The organism is Promineifilum sp. (SeqCode) (genome assembly GCF_041918635.1).
In the GTDB taxonomy this organism is placed as follows: Bacteria; Chloroflexota; Anaerolineae; order Promineifilales; family Promineifilaceae; genus Promineifilum.
Genome location: NZ_JAYRVJ010000009.1, coordinates 1 through 16056, shown reverse-complemented (window position 1 = coordinate 16056; position 16056 = coordinate 1). Strand labels below are relative to the sequence as shown.

Below are 16056 nucleotides of genomic sequence, written 5' to 3'. Positions count from 1 at the left end.
CGCGATCCAGAATTATAACACACTGGTGAAAAAACACAAGCCCTACAGCGCTTGATCGTCACTCACAGCCACCGGCTCACCTCCACCCACGCTCTGGCGCAGGTAGGCCTCCATAAAGTCGTCCAGCCGCCCATCGAGCACGGCCTGTGTGTTGCCGACCTCATGGCCGGTGCGGTGATCCTTGACCATCTTGTACGGCTGCAACACGTAGGAGCGGATCTGGCTGCCCCAGGCGGCGTCCACATCCTCGCCTTTCAGCGCGGCTATCTCAGCGTTCTGCTTGCGACGGGCCAGGTCGAACAACTGCGCCTTCAGGATGTTCATGGCGACCTGTGTGTTCTGCGTCAGTGAGCGCTGGTTCTGGCAGGAGACGACCAGCCCCGTCGGCAGATGGGTGATACGCACGGCTGTCTCATTCTTCTGCACGTGCTGGCCGCCCGCGCCGCTGGCCCGGAAGCGGTCGATGCGCAGGTCTTTCTCGTCGATCTCGATCGCGATCTCCTCAGCCACGTCCGGCCACACCTCGACCTTGGCGAAGGAGGTGTGACGGCGGGCGGAAGCGTCGTAGGGGGAGATGCGCACCAGCCGGTGCACGCCGCGCTCCGACTTCAGCCAGCCGTAGGCGTACCGGCCGCGGATGGACATGGTGCAGCTCTTAATGCCCGCCTCGTCGCCGGCGCTCTCATCGACGATCTCAGCGCTCATGCGGTGTTGTTCCGCCCAACGTAGGAACATGCGCTGAAGCATATGCGCCCAGTCCTGGGCCTCGGTGCCGCCCGCCCCGGCGTGGATGGCCAGGATGGCGTTCTCGTCATCGTAGTCGCCCGACATGAGCGTCTGGAACTCCAGTTGGGCGACCTCACCCGCCAGGCGCTCGACCTCGACCGTCAACTCGTCGCGCATCGACTCTTCGCCCAACTCGGCCAGTTCGCGCGCGTCGGCTAGCGACCGGCCGATCTCCTGCCAGACGGCGACGGACTCGCGCAGGCGGGTCAATTCGCGCATGACGCCCTGACCCGCAGCCGGGTCATTCCAGAAGCCGGCGTCAGCGATCTTCTCTTCTAGTTCAGCAATTCGGGATTCTTTAGCGGCGACGTCAAAGACGCCCCCGGAGGTTGGTCACCACATCGATCATTTCGGCCAAGCGGATCATCAACTCTTCCATGCCTTTTATGTTCCTTGCGTCAGTGAGCGAATAGTTTGTGTCTAATAAATGGCTACAGATTCGGACGGACAATACGGATTAAGAGCGAATTCAATGATCCGTCTTCTTCTGCCGTGATCCGTAGCCATTTCTTAAGACTCCACAATTGCGAATCTGCGTGATCTGCGTAATTTGCGGATTCTTCTTCTCTTATGGCTCGAACAGGCCGCCGATAAACTGGTCGGCGTCGAAGGGGGCCAGGTCTTGCAGCCGCTCGCCCGTGCCGATGAAGCGCACCGGCAGCCCTAACTCGCGGTAGATGGCGAAGACCATGCCGCCCTTGGCCGTGCTGTCCAGCTTGGTCAGGATGACACCGGAGACGTGCACCGACTCCTTAAACTTCTGAGCCTGGGCCAGCGCGTTCTGGCCCGTCGGCGCGTCGAGCACCAGCAGCACCTCGTGCGGCGCAGCGTGGACGCTCTTCTGGCATACGCCGTGCACCTTCTCCAACTCCTTCATCAGATTGAACTTGGTGTGCAGCCGGCCAGCGGTGTCGATGAAGAGCAGATCGAAGCCACGCGCGCGCGCGGCGCGGATGCCGTCGTAGGCCACAGCCGCCGGGTCGCCGCCGGGCTGTCCGGCGATGACCGGCACGTCGGCCCGCTCGCCCCAAATGCGCAACTGGTCAATGGCCGCGGCGCGGAAGGTGTCGCCGGCGGCCAGGATGACCTTGCGCCCGTGATCCTTGTAGCGCTGGGCCAGCTTGCCGATGGTTGTGGTCTTGCCGGAGCCGTTGACGCCGACGACCATGACCACGGTCAGCAGCCGGTTCTCTTCCAACTCAAACACAGGCGGATCGACCAGGATGGCGCGCAGTTCGCTGCGCAGCGCGGCCAGCAGTTGGTCGGCCCGATAGAGACCGTCGCGGCGCACGCGCTCGCGCAACGAATCCACCAGATAGACGGTCGTCGGCACGCCTACATCGGCCTGGATGAGCAGCGCTTCCAGGTCTTCCCAGGTCTCGTCGGTAATATCGCCCGCGCCCAGGACGCCGGCGATCTGGCCGAACACCGTCTGCCGCGTGCGGCTCAGTGATTCACGAATGCTCTTGAACAAACTTGCCTCGTCATAAGAAGCATCCACAGATTTCACAGATTACACAGATTGAAGAGAAAATCTGTGAAATCTGTGAAATCTGTGGACGCTTTGTTCTTGCTAATTCAATTAGGTGGGGTCAGGACGATAATCTCGCCGTCCTCGGTCAGTTGCTCCACGCGCAGTTGGGCCTCGTCGAGCAGACGACCGCAGCGAGTCGCCAGCAGCCGTCCGCGCTCGAACAGCGACAGCGACGCCTCCAGCGTGAGATCGCCCGATTCCAGCGCGGCCACCGTCTGCTCCAGTTCCAGGAGCGCTTCCTCAAAGGTCAGGTTCTCCGTCCCATCCATCATAGGGGTCATTGTACGCCAAAACGCGGCGGCTCGCCAACGCACCGCCGTGGTACCCACCGTGCCGGTTGTAGGGGCGGGTTTGAAACCCGCCCCTACCACACCACTACCATGTAAGGGCGGGTTTCAAACCCGCCCCGACTACGACGTGGTCTGCGTCCGCGCCGGCGCGGCGATAGGCTCGGCGGCGCGCTTGGAGCGCGTGATGGCCCAGCCCAGCACGCCGATGAGGGCCAGCACGATGAGGATGACCACGATGTTGCGGTCGCTGTAGCGGACGACGATGGGCGCGATGATAAGGCTGACCAGGTTGACGACCTTAATCATCGGGTTCAGCGCCGGGCCGGCCGTGTCCTTCAGCGGGTCGCCGACCGTGTCCCCGACGACGGCCGCCTTGTGACGCTCCGAGCCTTTGCCGGTGTTGGCCTCAATGTTGCGCTCCTCATCCTCAATGAGCTTCTTGCCGTTGTCCCACGCGCCGCCGGTGTTGGACATGAAGACGGCCAGGAGCATACCGGAGACGATGATGCCCGCCTGGAAGCCGCCCAACGCCTCCACCTGCAAGAGCAGGCCGACGGCGATGGGGGTGAAGACGGCCAGCACGGCCAGATTGATCAGGTCGCGCTGGGCGGCCACCGTGGAGATGGTCACAGCGCGGGCATAGTCCGGCGTCACCGTCCCCTCGATGATGCCAGGGATGCGGAACTGCCGGCGCACTTCCTCGACCATCTGGCCGGCGGCGCGGCTGACGGCGCGGATGGCCAGCGACGAGAACATCCATGGCAGCGCCCCGCCCAGCAACATGCCGACAAAGACGAGCGGCTCCGACACGCGAATGCCGTTCGCCAGCGCTTCCGGGTCTACCAGCGACACGTCAGTGATGAACGAGCCAAACAGTGATACGGCGGCGATGACCGCCGAGCCGATGGCGATGCCCTTGGTGATGGCCTTCGTCGTGTTGCCCACGGCGTCCAGGTCGGCCATGATCTTGCGCGCCTTAGGCTCCAGACCGGCCATCTCGCCAATGCCGTTGGCGTTGTCGCTGATGGGGCCGAAGGAGTCCATGGCGACGTTGTTGCCCGTCAGGGTCAGCATGCCGATGCCGGTCAGGGCGATGCCATAGAGCACGAAGGTGAACTGGATGAAGTCGGGCGAGAAGCGCTCCGACACGAAGGCGTCGGCCGAAACGCCGCTGTAGATGAGGATGGCGACGACGATGGTCGCGGCGATGACGATGACTGACCAGACGGCCGACTCATAGCCGGACGAGAGACCGGACAGGATCGTAGTCGCCGGGCCGCCGGAGGTGGCGTCGCGAATCTCCTTCACCGGCCGGAAGTGCGTGCCGGTGAAGTAATCGGTCAGCCGGTCGATGACGATGGCCAAGCCAACGCCAGCCGCCGTCGAGAGGAACGGCCGCCACCAGCCGCCGGGGACCCCGGACATGTAGAACAGCGCCACCGCGCCGAAAAGCACCACCGAGATGGCCGCCGAGGTCAGGAAGCCGCGGAAGATGGCCTGCATGGCGTTGCCGCTGTCGTCCGACTCGCCGCGCACCAGGTAGGTGCCAACGATGGACGCCAGCACGCCGATGCCGCGCACCAGCAGCGGGAAGAGGATCCACTCGTTGTGGCCGGTGATGAGCGTCAGGGTGACGCCGAGGATCAGGCTGGAGACGATGGTCACCTCGTAGGACTCGAAGATGTCGGCGGCCATACCGGCGCAGTCGCCGACGTTGTCGCCCACCAGGTCGGCAATGACGGCGGCGTTGCGCGGGTCATCCTCCGGCATGTCCTGCTCGACCTTACCCACCAGGTCGGCGCCCACGTCGGCGGCCTTGGTGTAGATGCCACCGCCGACGCGCATGAAGAGCGCGATCAGCGTGCCGCCAAAGCCGAAGCCGAGCAGGGCGTCGGGCGCGGCCTTGCCGAAGACCATGAAGATGAGCGTGCCGCCCAATAGCCCCAGGCCGTCGGTCAGCATGCCAGTGATGGTTCCGGTGCGGTAGGCGATGCGCAGAGAATCCTTGAAGCTGGTGCGGGCCGCGGCGGCCACGCGAACGTTGCCCTCAACGGCCATGCGCATGCCCAACTGGCCGACCATCAGCGAGAAGCCCGCGCCCAACACGAAGGCCACGGCCCGGCCGATGCCGACGATGAGCCGGATGGTATCTTCACTGTAACCGGCGAAAACCTCCATCGAGAACTCCGTCGGTGGGACGATGTAGACGCTGAGAAACAGGGCGATAGTCAGGATGACGATGAAGGGCAGAATCGTGCGCAACTGGCGAGTCAGGTACGCATTCGCTCCCTGGCGAATGGCCTCCCACACTTCCTGCATCTTCTCCGTCCCCTTGTCTTCACGGAGGATTTGCTGCCGCAAGAAGAGCGCGTAGAGCAGACCAACAAAAGCGACGGCCAGAATGGCCCATGTGGCGATGACCTCAAATTGTTCCAAGCCCATCTGGAGAAATCTGAATATCTGATCCATGCTAAGTTGTGAAACCTCCTCTCAATACGGTTAAAGTGGGTGGGATGCGGGCTAGTTTGGCTGATAACTCGGCCGAGTCGGCCAGCTATGCCGCGCCGCCAAGACTCACTGCGTCTTAATGTTAGTCCAATTCGCGATAAATCGCACAAATAGCCGACATCTGAAATAATGGAGAGTATTTGATGGCGCGAAGAAAAGCATGACGACACTCCTCGTATTTGCTCCCGGCGACGGCCACACCAAGCATCACCACCCAGAGAACCACGAGCGCACCGCCGCGTTGGGGCGGGCGCTAGACGGCTCGGGACTGATGGCCGATCTGCGCCACGTCATGCCGGTGTCGGCCACCACTGTCCAACTGCAACGCGTGCACACGCCGGAATTGATCGGCTACGTGCGCCAGGTGTCGAATCGCGGCGGCGGCCTGCTCGACCATGGCGACACCTACGCGACGGCCCAGAGTTACCATCTGGCGTCGCTGGCCGTGGGCGGCTGCTGCGCGGCGGTTGACCAGATTTTGACCGGAGCCGCTCACAACGGCTTCGCCCTTATCCGGCCGCCCGGCCATCACGCCGAGACCGACCGGGTCAGCGGCTTCTGCCTCTTCAACAATGTGGCCGCGGCGGCCCGCCAGGCCCAGGTGGCCCACGGCGCGGCGCGGGTAGCCATTATCGATTACGACGTGCACCACGGGAACGGCACGCAGGACATCTTCTATGAGGATGACACCGTCTTGTTCGTTTCCCTTCATCTCTACGCCCCCTACTTCTACCCCGGCATCGGCGGCATGCACGAGGTTGGCGTCGGGCCAGGCAAAGGGTACACGCTCAACGTGCCCTTCCCGCCCTACGTGGGGGACTACGGCTACCGGCTCGCTTTCGACGAACTGATCGGGCCGCGCCTGCGCCAGTTCCGGCCGGACATACTGCTTGTCTCGGCCGGCTTCGACGCCCATTGGCAAGACCCGCTGGCCATGGCCGGCCTCAGCCTGACCGGCTACGCGCAGATTACTCGCAAACTGCTGAGCTATGCCGACGAGTTGTGCGCGGGGCGGATCCTGTTCGTGCTCGAAGGCGGCTACCAGTTGGAAGTGCTCTCGCTGGGCGTGCTCAACGTCCTGCACGCCTTGCTCGGCCGCGATATCATCTACGATCCATTTGGCCCCATGCGCCAGCCGGAATACGATGTCACCCCCTTGATAGAGCGCCTGAAGCGGCACTACTTGTCAAAATGAGGATTCCCGCCGATAATAGCGGATGGAAGTTGACCATAACGTGCCGCGCATAACTGCCAGCGGTGATGCCATTAATGACCGCGATCTCTCGGTCGCCGGCCGGCGTCGAGTGGCCCGTGTGGAGGAATGAGGATGGACAGCGATATCGACGACCGCGAACCCCAACAGCCGCCGGACGTGCCCCCCGATGAACTCGAGGAGGCGCTGAAGTGGCTGGAAGAGATGACCGCACGACAGCGAGGGCCGGCCGACCCCAACGACCTCAGCCCGATTGCCCCCATCGATTCCCCTTTTAGCGGGCTGATCGAGACCGAACCGGGCGATGTTCTGCCGGATTGGCTGCGCGAGACGCCCGGTCCCGACGAATCGGACCAGGATGAGCCTGAGAGCCGTCTGGATTGGCTGGGCAAAATGGCCGAGCGCGAGTCCGTCGAGGAGCAGACCACCGTGCAGTGGCGTTATCTGGGGGAGGCGGATGAGAGCGCCACGCGTGATGAGACGGAAACGCCGCTGGCCGAATCGGCGACGCAACCTTTAATGGCGTTGGAGCCTGATGACGCCGCGCAAGATGCGCCTCCGGCTACGGAAGCGTGGGAGACGGTCGCTGACGACACATTCGAGGCGACCAACGAGCCTGAACTAACCGCGCCGCCCATCGCCGCGCCCGAAGCGCTGCCCCCCGTCGATGACCTGGACGCGGCCGAGGCGGCGATGGCCTGGATCGAAGAACTGGTCGGCAGCCAGGACGCGCCCATCGAGGATGTGCCCAGCGTGGCTGACCGCGCCTTAGCCTCCAAGCTCATGCTCGAGGCCGGGCTGTCGCCGGACATTTTCGGGCTGGAATCGGCCGCCGTGGACTTCTCCTTGTTAGAAGAACGCACACCGATCAATGCTTTTGTCGAAGCGGAGGATCTCGCCGACACCGTGGTGCTCGTCGAGACGCTGGTGGCCGATCAGGGCGGCGAGCCAGAATTCACGCCCGACGCCCCCGTTCTGCCGGTCACGGTTTTGCCGGGCGCGGCCGCGCCCGATCTGGGCGATGAACCACTCATGGCTGAGGAGTTCGTCCCGCCGGAAGTGGCCGGGCTTGTGGACGAGACGGCCGAACCCCTGTCTTTTGATGAAGCAATGAGCTTGCTAGACGATATGGCGCCGGGGGCGGCGCGGGGGGCGACGCGGGGGGCGGCGCCGGCGAGCGAATTGGATACGGGCGCCCTCCCCGGACCGGACGGGATGGAAGCTGCGCCGGACGAGACGGCAGGCGTGGAGGCGTTGGACGCCGGTGAAGCGCCATGGCTCACGGCAACCGTGGGGGCCACGGCAACCGAGGGGGCCGCGACAGTCGCAACAGCCGGCGATACACATTGGGACGAGGACGCGGTGACGCAGCCCCTGGAACCCGCCACGTTCGTTGAAGAGCCGGCGGTCGAGGAAGTCTATGTCGAGGAATGGGACCAGCCCGCTCCGCCGCTCAGCGAAGTGGCGTCTGAAGCGGACGAACTACTGCCGGCCCTCATCGAATCGGACGCAGAACCCTTGCAAGCGGAACCGATCGTCGAAGCCGAAGTTGCAACCGGTGGGACTGACGCAGAGTGGCCGGACGCCATTGAACTAACGGCCGACAACCTGGAAGCGCCGGCCCCCTTTGACGTGGCTGTTGTGGCCGCGTCGAGTCAATTCGTCGACACGCTGGAGGAGGATGCGCCCATGTCCGCTATAGAGCCGGAACCCGAGTATCTGGCCGCGTCAAACGGCCTGGAAGCGACATCGGCCCTGGAGGCCACGCTGCGCGAGTTAGACGTGCTGGCCCTGCCTCCCGGGCGCACGCTGGGCGATGTGGATATGACGCTGCGCCGCCGTGGCGCAGTCGCGCCACAGCGCGACTTGCCGGCGGCGCTCGCCTGGTTGGAAGCGGCGCTGGTGGGGCCGGCCGAGCCGCCCCCGCCGGCCTCCCCGGCTATCCTCGCGCCAGAGCCTGGTCTGGATGAGACCGAGCTGCTCGACCGCATGCCGGACGACCCCGACGCGGCGCTGGCCTGGCTGGAGCGCATCGCCGGCGAGGAAGGGGACGTGGCGATGGCCGCGCCGGCCTCGACCGCGGAGCCGATCGCGTCGTCACAGGCCGCGCGCGCCGCGCTGCCGGCCGCCCCTCCCTCATCGGACGAAGTGTGGACGGAAGACGCCAATCTGCTGGATATGCCCGACGACCCGGACGAAGTCATGGCCTGGCTGGAAGGGATAGCTCAGGGAGGTTCGGCCAAGCCGGTCGCGGCGACCACGGCGACTATACCGGTGGCCTCGCCAGTTGAAGCGCCCCAGCCCGTCGAAGCGCCTGCAGCACTGGCGATGCCCGCACCACCGGCGGAGCAGACCGCCCCGGCAGAGGCAATCGCCCCGGTCGAGATGCCAGCGTCCGTGGAGGCGTCCGCGCCCGTGGTAGCCGCGCCCCCCGTCGAGCTTTCGGCGGAGCCGCTGGCCGTTGCGCCGCCCGCGCCCGGCCTGCGCGTCAACCTGCGCAAGCGGCGGTTCGTCATCCGGGAAGGGCAACCCAGCGCGCCGGCAGAGGGCGACGCGGGCTGGGTGGATCGCCTGGAGTCGCGCGAATAGCCGCCGCGGCCGGCGATTGATTACGACTCATTTACTTACAACGGAGCAAGCTAGATGGAACAGACCCTTGTCTTGGTGAAACCGGACGGCGTTCAGCGCGGCCTGATCGGGGAGATCATCCACCGCCTGGAGCGCCGCGGATTGAAGCTGAAAGGCTTGAAGTTCATGCAGATGACGCGCGAGTTGGCCGGCGCGCACTACGAGGCTCACGTCGGTAAGCCGTTCTACCCCGGTCTGGTGGATTACATCACGTCCGGCCCGGTGGTGGCGATGGTCTGGGAGGGCAACAGCGCCATCCAGATCGTGCGCAACACGATGGGCGTGACCAAACCGGTCGAGGCCGCGCCCGGCACTATCCGCGGCGACTTTGCCGTGGAGATCGGCCGCAATCTCGTCCACGGCTCTGACGGTGTGGAGAGCGCCGCCCGCGAGGTCTCCCTCTTCTTCGCGCCCGAAGAACTGGTTGACTGGCAGCGCGACGCGGAACGCTGGATCCGCGAGTAAGTGGAACAACCGCGCAGTAGGGCCTGCGTGGGCCCTACTGCATTCTCATCACCACGCGGCCCCGGTGCCAGAGGGCTTCCAGATCGTAGTACTCCCGCTTGTCGGGGGAGAACAGGTGGACGACCACGTCGCCAAAGTCGATAAGCACCCAGCCGTCGGCCGGCGTACCCTCTACCCCTTTGGGCATCCGCTCGCCCTCCTTCTTGACCTGCCCCAGAACAGCTTGAGACAGCGCGCGCAGTTGTGGCTCTGAATCGCCGCTACAGATGACGAAGTAGTCGGCGAAGATGGCTTGGGTATGTATGTCCAGCACGAGGATGTCGATGCCCTTCTTGTCCAGCAGCGCATCGGCCAGCAGATTAGTCAGTTCCAGACCTTCCAGAAAGCACCTCCAAATCGAATAGATGTTGAATAGGACGGCATTGTAGCGCGTTTAGCGCGGGTTTGCCATGCCGCAGATAGACCTGACAGGTGGGCAGCCAGTGGTACTTCGGCAGGGATGTGCCTTGTGGCTGCCCACCTGCCAGGTCTAAGCATGTCAGTTGCGGCCCGCGCCCCGGCCCGCTAGAATCAGGCCAGATGTTCTAACAGCCGGAGCGCATATGTTCTCCTTCATGGGCCAATCCGAGAGTCCCGAACGGGCCATCTGGACGGTGAGCGAGCTGTCGAGTTACGTGCGGCAGATGTTCGAACTCGACTATCGCCTGCAAGACATCGACGTGTCCGGCGAGATCTCCAACTTCACGCGCGCGGCGTCGGGCCACCTCTATTTCACCCTCAAGGATGGCGCGTCGCAGATGAAGTGCGTCATGTGGCGCAACATGGCCGAGCGGCTGCGCTTTCGCCCGGCCGAAGGGGACGCAGTGGTGGCCCACGGCCGCGTCTCGGTCTACGAAGCCGGCGGCGTCTACCAACTCTACGTCGACCGGCTGCAACCGGCCGGCCGGGGCGATCTGGCCGCCGCGTTCGAGCGCCTGAAAGAGCGCCTGATGGCCGAAGGGCTGTTCGACCCCGAGCACAAGCAGCCCATCCCCCGCTTCCCGCGCAAGATCGGCGTCGTCACCTCGGCCGACGGCGCGGCGCTGCGCGACATCCTCAACGTTCTGGCGCGGCGCAACCCGCTGGTCACCGTCCTCATCGCGCCGACGTTGGTGCAGGGCGAGCTGGCCCCGGCCCAGATCGTGCGCGCCCTGCGCTGGCTTGACGGCCGGGACGACGTTGACACGATCCTCATCGCCCGCGGCGGCGGCTCCATCGAAGACCTGTGGGCGTTCAACGATGAGCGCGTGGCCCGCGCCATCTATGACGCCCGCCACCCGGTCATCAGCGGCGTCGGCCATGAGACGGATTTTACCATCACCGACTTCGTGGCCGACTTGCGCGCCCCCACGCCCTCGGCCGCCGCCGAACTCGCCGTCCCCGACCTGTCCAGCCTGCGGCCGGCGCTGGCGCAGATCGACGGACGGCTGCTGGAGGCGGTAAAGGCGGGCCTGGCGGCGCGGCAGCGAGCCGTGCGCGCCCAAACGCAACTGTTGTGGCTGCTCAGTCCACGCCGCACGCTGGACAGCAACCGGCAGCAGGTGGACGTGCTGACCGGGCGGCTGACGCGGGCGGCAGTGCGCATTCTCGATAGGCGGCGGGCGCGGCTGGCGGTGGCCGGGGCCAGCCTCTCGGCCGTCAGCCCGCTGGCGACGTTGGGGCGTGGTTTCGCCATCGTGCGCGACGCCAATGGTCACATCATCCGCAGCGCGACAGCGGTGCATCCAGGTCAGGTGTTCGTCGTGCAGTTGGGCGACGGGCAATTCGGGGCGCAGGTCACCACGTAGCGGCGACCTGGGCCGCCAGGGCCACCGTCTGGTGATAGATGTCCACCGTGTCGGCCGTGTCCCGGCCGTAACCGCCAGCCAGCGTCACGGCGACCGGCGTCCGCTCGGCGCGACAGCGCTCCAGCACCAGTGCGTCGCGCGCCGCCAGCCCCTCCTTGCTCAGCGCCAACCGGCCGAGCCTGTCGCCCCGGAATGGGTCGGCCCCGGCCAGATAGATGACCAGGTCGGGCGCGGCCGCCGGAAAGGCCACGTCCAGCGCCGCGGCCAGGGCATCGAGATAGGCCGCGTCCCTCGTGTCGTCGGGCAACCCCACGTCGAGATCGCTGGGATATTTGCGGTACGGGAAATTCTTCTCGCCGTGGATGGAGAAGGTGTAGAGACTGGGGTCGCCGGCGGCGATACGGGCCGTGCCGTTGCCCTGGTGAACGTCGGCGTCGACGATGAGGACGCGGTGGGCGCGCCCCTCGGCCTGCATGGCCCGCGCGGCGATGATCACGTCATTGTAGAGGCAGAAGCCTTCGCCATGGTCGCGGGCGGCGTGGTGAGTTCCACCGCCCAGGATGACGCCGACGCCGTCGCGCAACGCAATACGCGCCGCCGCGACGGAGCCGCCGGCCATGTGGCGCACCCGCGCGACCAGTTCGCGTGACCAGGGCAGGCCAATGCGTCGAATCTCAGCCGCGCTCAGCAGGCCGCCCTCGAAGCGCGCAACGTAATCGGCGTCGTGGGCGCGGGCCAGCTGGGCGTTCGTCACTTCGGGCGCGGGCGTAAGGCAATCGGGCGCGACAACCCCCGACGCCAGAATTCGCTCGCGCAGCCGCCGGTACTTGTCGGCCGGAAAGCGGTGGGTGGCGGGCAGCGACAGAGGAAGGTGATCGTAGTAGAAGGCGCGCACGGGGGAAGTCGGTAGTTGTCAGTTGTTAGTTGTTAGTGGTTGGTCGTTGGTCGCCAACCACTGGCAACCAACGACCAACGACTAACAACCAATCTGTGCAATCTGCGAAATCTGTGGATTCCCTTCTTACTGTTGGCTCCAAAAAGCGATGTCGCCCTCCGCCAGGCGATGGGGCCGGCCCCCGCGCGCGGGTACGACAACCACCATGTTGACCCCTTCTTCGCGCACCGGCAGCACGAGCGCGTTGCTATCCGGCGACCAGATACGATGGCTGAGCGCATACTGATCGAAAAACGGCAGGAATTGAGTCAGGTAGGTCGCGGTCGGCTCAAAGTCTAGTAGACGAAGGCCCTCCCCGGTGTCCACGTCAACAATGGAAAGCGTGAGATAGTTCTGGCCCGGCTGTTGGACAGGCATGGCCGGTTGACTGGTCAGGCGGCCGACGCGGCGCGTCTTGGGCGCGGTCGAGGCATGGATGCTGTCCTCGTCGTCGCGGCCAATGGTGATGAAGGCGATGGAGCGGCCATCGGGCGACCAAAAGAAAGCCAACACCGTTTGCCTGCTCAAAACGCGGGTTTCGCCCGTGCTCACGTCCAGCAAGCGCAGCGCCCCCCAGAAAGGATGTCCCTCAATGGAACCGTTGGTGAAGGCGAGACGATCCTCGGTGGGACTCCAACTCAGCGCCAGAGAACCAACCTGCTCATAGGGCCGGTGTTCCCCGGTCTGCGTGTCTACGATCACCAGAGTGCTGAGGCCGCCGCTCTCCTGTTCGGCAAAAGCGAGATAGCGGTCGCCGGAGGCGACACCGGGCGCCTGGAAGTAGCCAGGAGTCGCCAGGTTGTCAGCCTGGGCCGCGCCTTGCAGGTCAATCAGGGCCAGTGTGTCGCGCGCGCGCCCCTGGCCGGAATGGATCAGCAGCCGGCGGCCGTCGTCAGTCCAATCCCAGTACATCGGCGAGCCGGTCGCCAGCAACCGGCTGTCCGTCGCGCCGTCGCCGGCAATAACGTTCAAGCCCATCGAGTTGCGCTCGTGGTTGGCCAGGAAGGCCAAATGGCTGCTGTCGGGCGACCAATAGAGGTAAAAGGGCGTCTCGTCGGCGCTGAAGTAGACCTCGCTTTGCACGGCGGGCAACTCCGTCTCGGCATCTTCAAATACGTAGACGCCGCCGCCCGTGAAGCGGCTGCCGATCACGGCGATGCGGCTGCCGTCCGGCGACCAGGTGGGGAACTGGAAGAAGATGTTGTCGTCGTCGTCAGTCACGGAGCGGCGATCCTCGCCGGTGGGCGACAGCGTCTCTATCTGGCCCTCGCCGTTCACGATGGCGATGCGATTGATGCCGGGCACAGCGGAAGCCGGTTTGTCGCTGACCGGCGCCGACGTGGGCACGGCGGCCACGATGGTCGCCGGCGCGGCTGTAGGCGGGGCGTCGGTCGCGGCCTCTTCCAATTCAAGTGAGAGGGCGGCGGTGGCAACCATCGTCGCCGCCGCCGCGGACATGGTTTGCGTGGCGCGGTCTCTGACGATGAAGAAAGCCACTACCGAGGAGCCGAGCAGACTGGCGATCACGACCAGCGAGATGACCGTGAACAGGCAACTGCGAAGGCGAGAGTTGCTGGCCGTCTCATCGAATTCCAGGAGATCGGCATTCAACGGCTCGGAAAGAGGCTCATCATCGTACATGGCAGAATTGTAACATTTCAACAGGGAGAAGCTTGCCGGGGTTTAGCAACTGTTCAGATACCGTTGTGGCGCAGCCTGGCCGGCTGCGCTACGATCGCCTTATGACCACGCAAGAAAGCAATGTTACCGAAAACGCCCTGTCCGGTTTCATCCGGGCCGCGGGCGTCATCCTGGCTATCTCTTACCCGGTGCTGGCTTTGTCCACCGGCGTTCGGGCGCTCTATCAGTTGTTCCTTAAGGAAGGCGTAACCAACTACCTGCCGCCGCTGCTCAGCGGCGTGGCGGCGGTGTGCTATCTGCTGGCGACCGTTGGCTTCGTCGTGCGCAAGCGCTGGGCCTGGCGGTTGTCGGTCAGCATGCTGGTCTTCGAACTGGCGATGGTACTGCTCATCGGCACCCTCAGCTTTATCATCCCCGACGCGATCGGCCGTACGGTCTGGGGCCGCTTTGGGGCCGACTATGGCTACTTCCCGCTCATCCAGCCCATTCTGGGGCTGGCCTGGCTGTTTCATCGGGAGACGAGGGCCGCCTACGTATAAGGGTGAAAGCGCGGGGGTGCAGGGGAGCGGGGGTGAAAGCGCTTTGGCTCTCCTGCTCCCGCGCCCCCCTGCTCCCCCGCTACTCCTCCAACGTATGCTCCGCCTGGATAAACCGCCTTGTCTTCGTCTTGGCGCGGATTAGCAGCGAGTGCGTCTCAGCGCGCCCGCCCTGGTAGGTGATGCCCGGCAACAGCGAGGAGTCGGTGACGCCCGTTGCGGCAAAGAAGATATCGTCGCCCGTCACCAATTCGTCAATGGTCATGACCCGCTTGGTATCCAGCCCCGCCTGAGCGACGGCCGCCTGCTCTTCGGCCGACTGCGGGGCCAGCCGGGCCAGCATGCCGCCGCGCAAGGCCCGCACGGCGCAAGCCGCCAGCGCCCCCTGGGACGCCCCGCCGACGCCCATCAGCACGTCCACGCCCGTGCCCGGCGTGGCGGCCACCAGCGCTCCCTCCGCGTCCCCTTCCTCGCGCAGCAGAATGCGCGCTCCGGTCGCCCGTATCTCCTCGATCAGCTCGTAGTGGCGCACGCGCTGGAGCACCACCACCACGAGGTCGCGCACCGCCTTTTTCTTGGCGCGGGCGATGAGCGCCAACGTCCAGGCCGCCGGCGCGTCCATGCATTCCGGCACGAGCAGCGGCGCGGCGTCGCGGTCGACGACGATCTTGTCGAGGTATTCGGCCGGGCCGGTCGACCAGATGCTATGGCGCGGGGCCACGGCCACCACCGAGATGGCCCCCGGCTTCCCCTCGACCAGCAGTCGCGTACCGTCAATGGGATCCACCGCCAGATCGCATGGCACGCGGCCCGGCCCAAACACCGTCCTCTCGCACAGCGGCGCGACCCCGTCAATGAGCCGGTCCTCGCCGATGGCGATGCAGCCGTCGATGCCCAGCGTCAGCAGCATGTTAGCCATAGCTTCGGTGGCCGCGGCGTGAGCGGCGGCGTAGTTGCCCGACCCTATCCACCGCCCCGCGGCCAGCGCGGCCGCCTCAGTGACCCGCACCAGGTCAAGACCGATGTTGCGGGAGGCGAGACGGTCATTCAGGATTGACGGCTCCTCTTGACTTGGCTTAGGCGTCGTAACGTCCATGAGAGCGCCTCAAAAGAAAAGATACCCTTTGTCAGACGCGGCCGGCCGGCGGCTCGGGGTCGAACTCCACGGCGGTCAGCAGGCCGGCCGCTTCCCAACCCTGCATGCCGCCCTCAACAACGGTGATGTCGCCATACCCCAGGTCACGGAGCACAGCCGCCGCGCGGCGACTGCGGCGGCCCGCCTGACATACCAGCACAATCGGCCGGTCGTTGGCGACGGTCAGCCCACCCTTGAGCAGACTAGACAAGGGCACGGACTGAGCCTCAGCGATGTGCGAGCGGCGATACTCGCGCGGCTCGCGCACGTCCAGCACGGCCGGGTGCTGCGACGGCGATGTGAGGCGCAGGACGCGCCACAACTCGCGCGGCGCGATGAGCGGCGCGTCGAGGCGCGGGCCTGTTGACGCGACGACGCCCTGAATCGCCGGCGCGCCGTCCAGCAACTCAAATCGCTTAGGCAAATTCTGGCACTCCCGGAAAGCGCGCACCGGGCACTCGTAGATGCAGATGGCCGGATCGAGGACGTGATGGAAGATGTGGTGAATGGCGATGTCGTCATCCAGCAGGTTCCCCGGCCCGATGTAGGTCAGGCAGCCC

Annotated in this window: 14 protein-coding genes; 5 read left to right on the top strand and 9 right to left on the bottom strand. The window is 65.3% G+C overall.

Annotated elements, in window-relative coordinates:
* Positions 1 to 42: 42 nt before the first annotated feature.
* The 4 genes from prfB to ACE3UY_RS00340 form a co-directional block, all read right to left on the bottom strand.
* Positions 43 to 1165, bottom strand: a protein-coding gene (prfB, locus tag ACE3UY_RS00355) for a peptide chain release factor 2 (protein ID WP_374685566.1) whose coding sequence is annotated in 2 segments (ribosomal slippage) — positions 43 to 1098 and positions 1100 to 1165 — 1122 coding nt in all. Because the reading frame shifts where the segments join, the coding sequence is not laid out codon by codon here.
* A 189-nt stretch (positions 1166 to 1354) separates the two neighbouring features.
* Positions 1355 to 2260 carry a signal recognition particle-docking protein FtsY gene (ftsY, locus tag ACE3UY_RS00350; protein WP_374685565.1) on the bottom strand — a complete coding sequence of 302 codons (906 nt, stop codon included), beginning with the start codon at positions 2258 to 2260 and terminating at the stop codon, positions 1355 to 1357.
* A 104-nt stretch (positions 2261 to 2364) separates the two neighbouring features.
* A complete protein-coding gene (locus ACE3UY_RS00345) occupies positions 2365 to 2601 on the bottom strand; it encodes an exodeoxyribonuclease VII small subunit (protein ID WP_374685564.1) in 237 nt (78 codons plus the stop codon).
* A 129-nt stretch (positions 2602 to 2730) separates the two neighbouring features.
* Positions 2731 to 5052: a sodium-translocating pyrophosphatase gene (locus ACE3UY_RS00340; protein ID WP_374685563.1), complete on the bottom strand. Its 2322-nt coding sequence runs from the start codon at positions 5050 to 5052 to the stop codon at positions 2731 to 2733.
* Positions 5053 to 5278: 226 nt separating this feature from the next.
* Between ACE3UY_RS00340 and ACE3UY_RS00335 the strand changes: the two genes are divergently transcribed.
* The 3 genes from ACE3UY_RS00335 (at position 5279) to ndk (ending at position 9424) form a co-directional block, all read left to right on the top strand.
* Complete coding sequence (locus ACE3UY_RS00335; RefSeq protein ID WP_374685562.1) at positions 5279 to 6313, top strand: histone deacetylase; 1035 nt, start codon at positions 5279 to 5281, stop codon at positions 6311 to 6313.
* 132 nt (positions 6314 to 6445) lie between these two features.
* Entirely contained in the window at positions 6446 to 8920 is a 2475-nt protein-coding gene (locus ACE3UY_RS00330; RefSeq protein ID WP_374685561.1) for a hypothetical protein, read from the top strand.
* Between the two features lie 54 nt (positions 8921 to 8974).
* The gene (gene ndk, locus ACE3UY_RS00325; protein WP_374685560.1) at positions 8975 to 9424 is read left to right on the top strand and encodes a nucleoside-diphosphate kinase; all 450 of its coding nucleotides are present in this window, start codon (positions 8975 to 8977) and stop codon (positions 9422 to 9424) included.
* Positions 9425 to 9458: 34 nt separating this feature from the next.
* Here ndk and rsfS read toward each other — a convergent pair whose 3' ends face one another.
* Positions 9459 to 9779, bottom strand: coding sequence for a ribosome silencing factor (gene rsfS, locus ACE3UY_RS00320; protein WP_374685588.1), 321 nt, complete (start codon positions 9777 to 9779; stop codon positions 9459 to 9461).
* A 247-nt stretch (positions 9780 to 10026) separates the two neighbouring features.
* Between rsfS and xseA the strand changes: the two genes are divergently transcribed.
* Entirely contained in the window at positions 10027 to 11250 is a 1224-nt protein-coding gene (gene xseA, locus ACE3UY_RS00315; protein ID WP_374685559.1) for an exodeoxyribonuclease VII large subunit, read from the top strand.
* On the opposite strand, the gene ACE3UY_RS00310 is transcribed toward xseA, so the two are convergent.
* Both ACE3UY_RS00310 and ACE3UY_RS00305 read right to left on the bottom strand, forming a co-directional pair.
* Positions 11240 to 12145, bottom strand: coding sequence for a histone deacetylase (locus ACE3UY_RS00310; protein ID WP_374685557.1), 906 nt, complete (start codon positions 12143 to 12145; stop codon positions 11240 to 11242). The genes xseA and ACE3UY_RS00310 overlap by 11 nt on opposite strands.
* 126 nt (positions 12146 to 12271) lie before the next feature.
* Positions 12272 to 13825 carry a TolB family protein gene (locus ACE3UY_RS00305; RefSeq protein ID WP_374685556.1) on the bottom strand — a complete coding sequence of 518 codons (1554 nt, stop codon included), beginning with the start codon at positions 13823 to 13825 and terminating at the stop codon, positions 12272 to 12274.
* Positions 13826 to 13926: 101 nt separating this feature from the next.
* Between ACE3UY_RS00305 and ACE3UY_RS00300 the strand changes: the two genes are divergently transcribed.
* Positions 13927 to 14364 (top strand): hypothetical protein, encoded by a 438-nt coding sequence (locus ACE3UY_RS00300; RefSeq protein WP_374685555.1) that lies wholly within the window; start codon positions 13927 to 13929, stop codon positions 14362 to 14364.
* Between the two features lie 79 nt (positions 14365 to 14443).
* Here ACE3UY_RS00300 and ACE3UY_RS00295 read toward each other — a convergent pair whose 3' ends face one another.
* Both ACE3UY_RS00295 and ACE3UY_RS00290 read right to left on the bottom strand, forming a co-directional pair.
* Entirely contained in the window at positions 14444 to 15457 is a 1014-nt protein-coding gene (locus ACE3UY_RS00295; RefSeq protein ID WP_374685553.1) for a fructose-bisphosphatase class II family protein, read from the bottom strand.
* Between the two features lie 31 nt (positions 15458 to 15488).
* A partial coding sequence (locus ACE3UY_RS00290; protein ID WP_374685552.1) for a rhodanese-like domain-containing protein occupies positions 15489 to 16056 on the bottom strand: 568 nt, incomplete at its 5' end.

What these genes read in the sequence shown, in the direction of transcription:
- ACE3UY_RS00345 (WP_374685564.1), bottom strand. Translation starts at nt 2,601, where the DNA reads ATGACCCCTATGATGGATGGGACGGAGAACCTGACCTTTGAGGAAGCG.
- ACE3UY_RS00340 (WP_374685563.1), bottom strand. Translation starts at nt 5,052, where the DNA reads ATGGGCTTGGAACAATTTGAGGTCATCGCCACATGGGCCATTCTGGCC.
- ACE3UY_RS00335 (WP_374685562.1), top strand. Translation starts at nt 5,279, where the DNA reads ATGACGACACTCCTCGTATTTGCTCCCGGCGACGGCCACACCAAGCAT.
- ACE3UY_RS00330 (WP_374685561.1), top strand. Translation starts at nt 6,446, where the DNA reads ATGGACAGCGATATCGACGACCGCGAACCCCAACAGCCGCCGGACGTG.
- ndk (WP_374685560.1), top strand. Translation starts at nt 8,975, where the DNA reads ATGGAACAGACCCTTGTCTTGGTGAAACCGGACGGCGTTCAGCGCGGC.
- xseA (WP_374685559.1), top strand. Translation starts at nt 10,027, where the DNA reads ATGTTCTCCTTCATGGGCCAATCCGAGAGTCCCGAACGGGCCATCTGG.
- ACE3UY_RS00305 (WP_374685556.1), bottom strand. Translation starts at nt 13,825, where the DNA reads ATGTACGATGATGAGCCTCTTTCCGAGCCGTTGAATGCCGATCTCCTG.
- ACE3UY_RS00300 (WP_374685555.1), top strand. Translation starts at nt 13,927, where the DNA reads ATGACCACGCAAGAAAGCAATGTTACCGAAAACGCCCTGTCCGGTTTC.
- ACE3UY_RS00295 (WP_374685553.1), bottom strand. Translation starts at nt 15,457, where the DNA reads ATGGACGTTACGACGCCTAAGCCAAGTCAAGAGGAGCCGTCAATCCTG.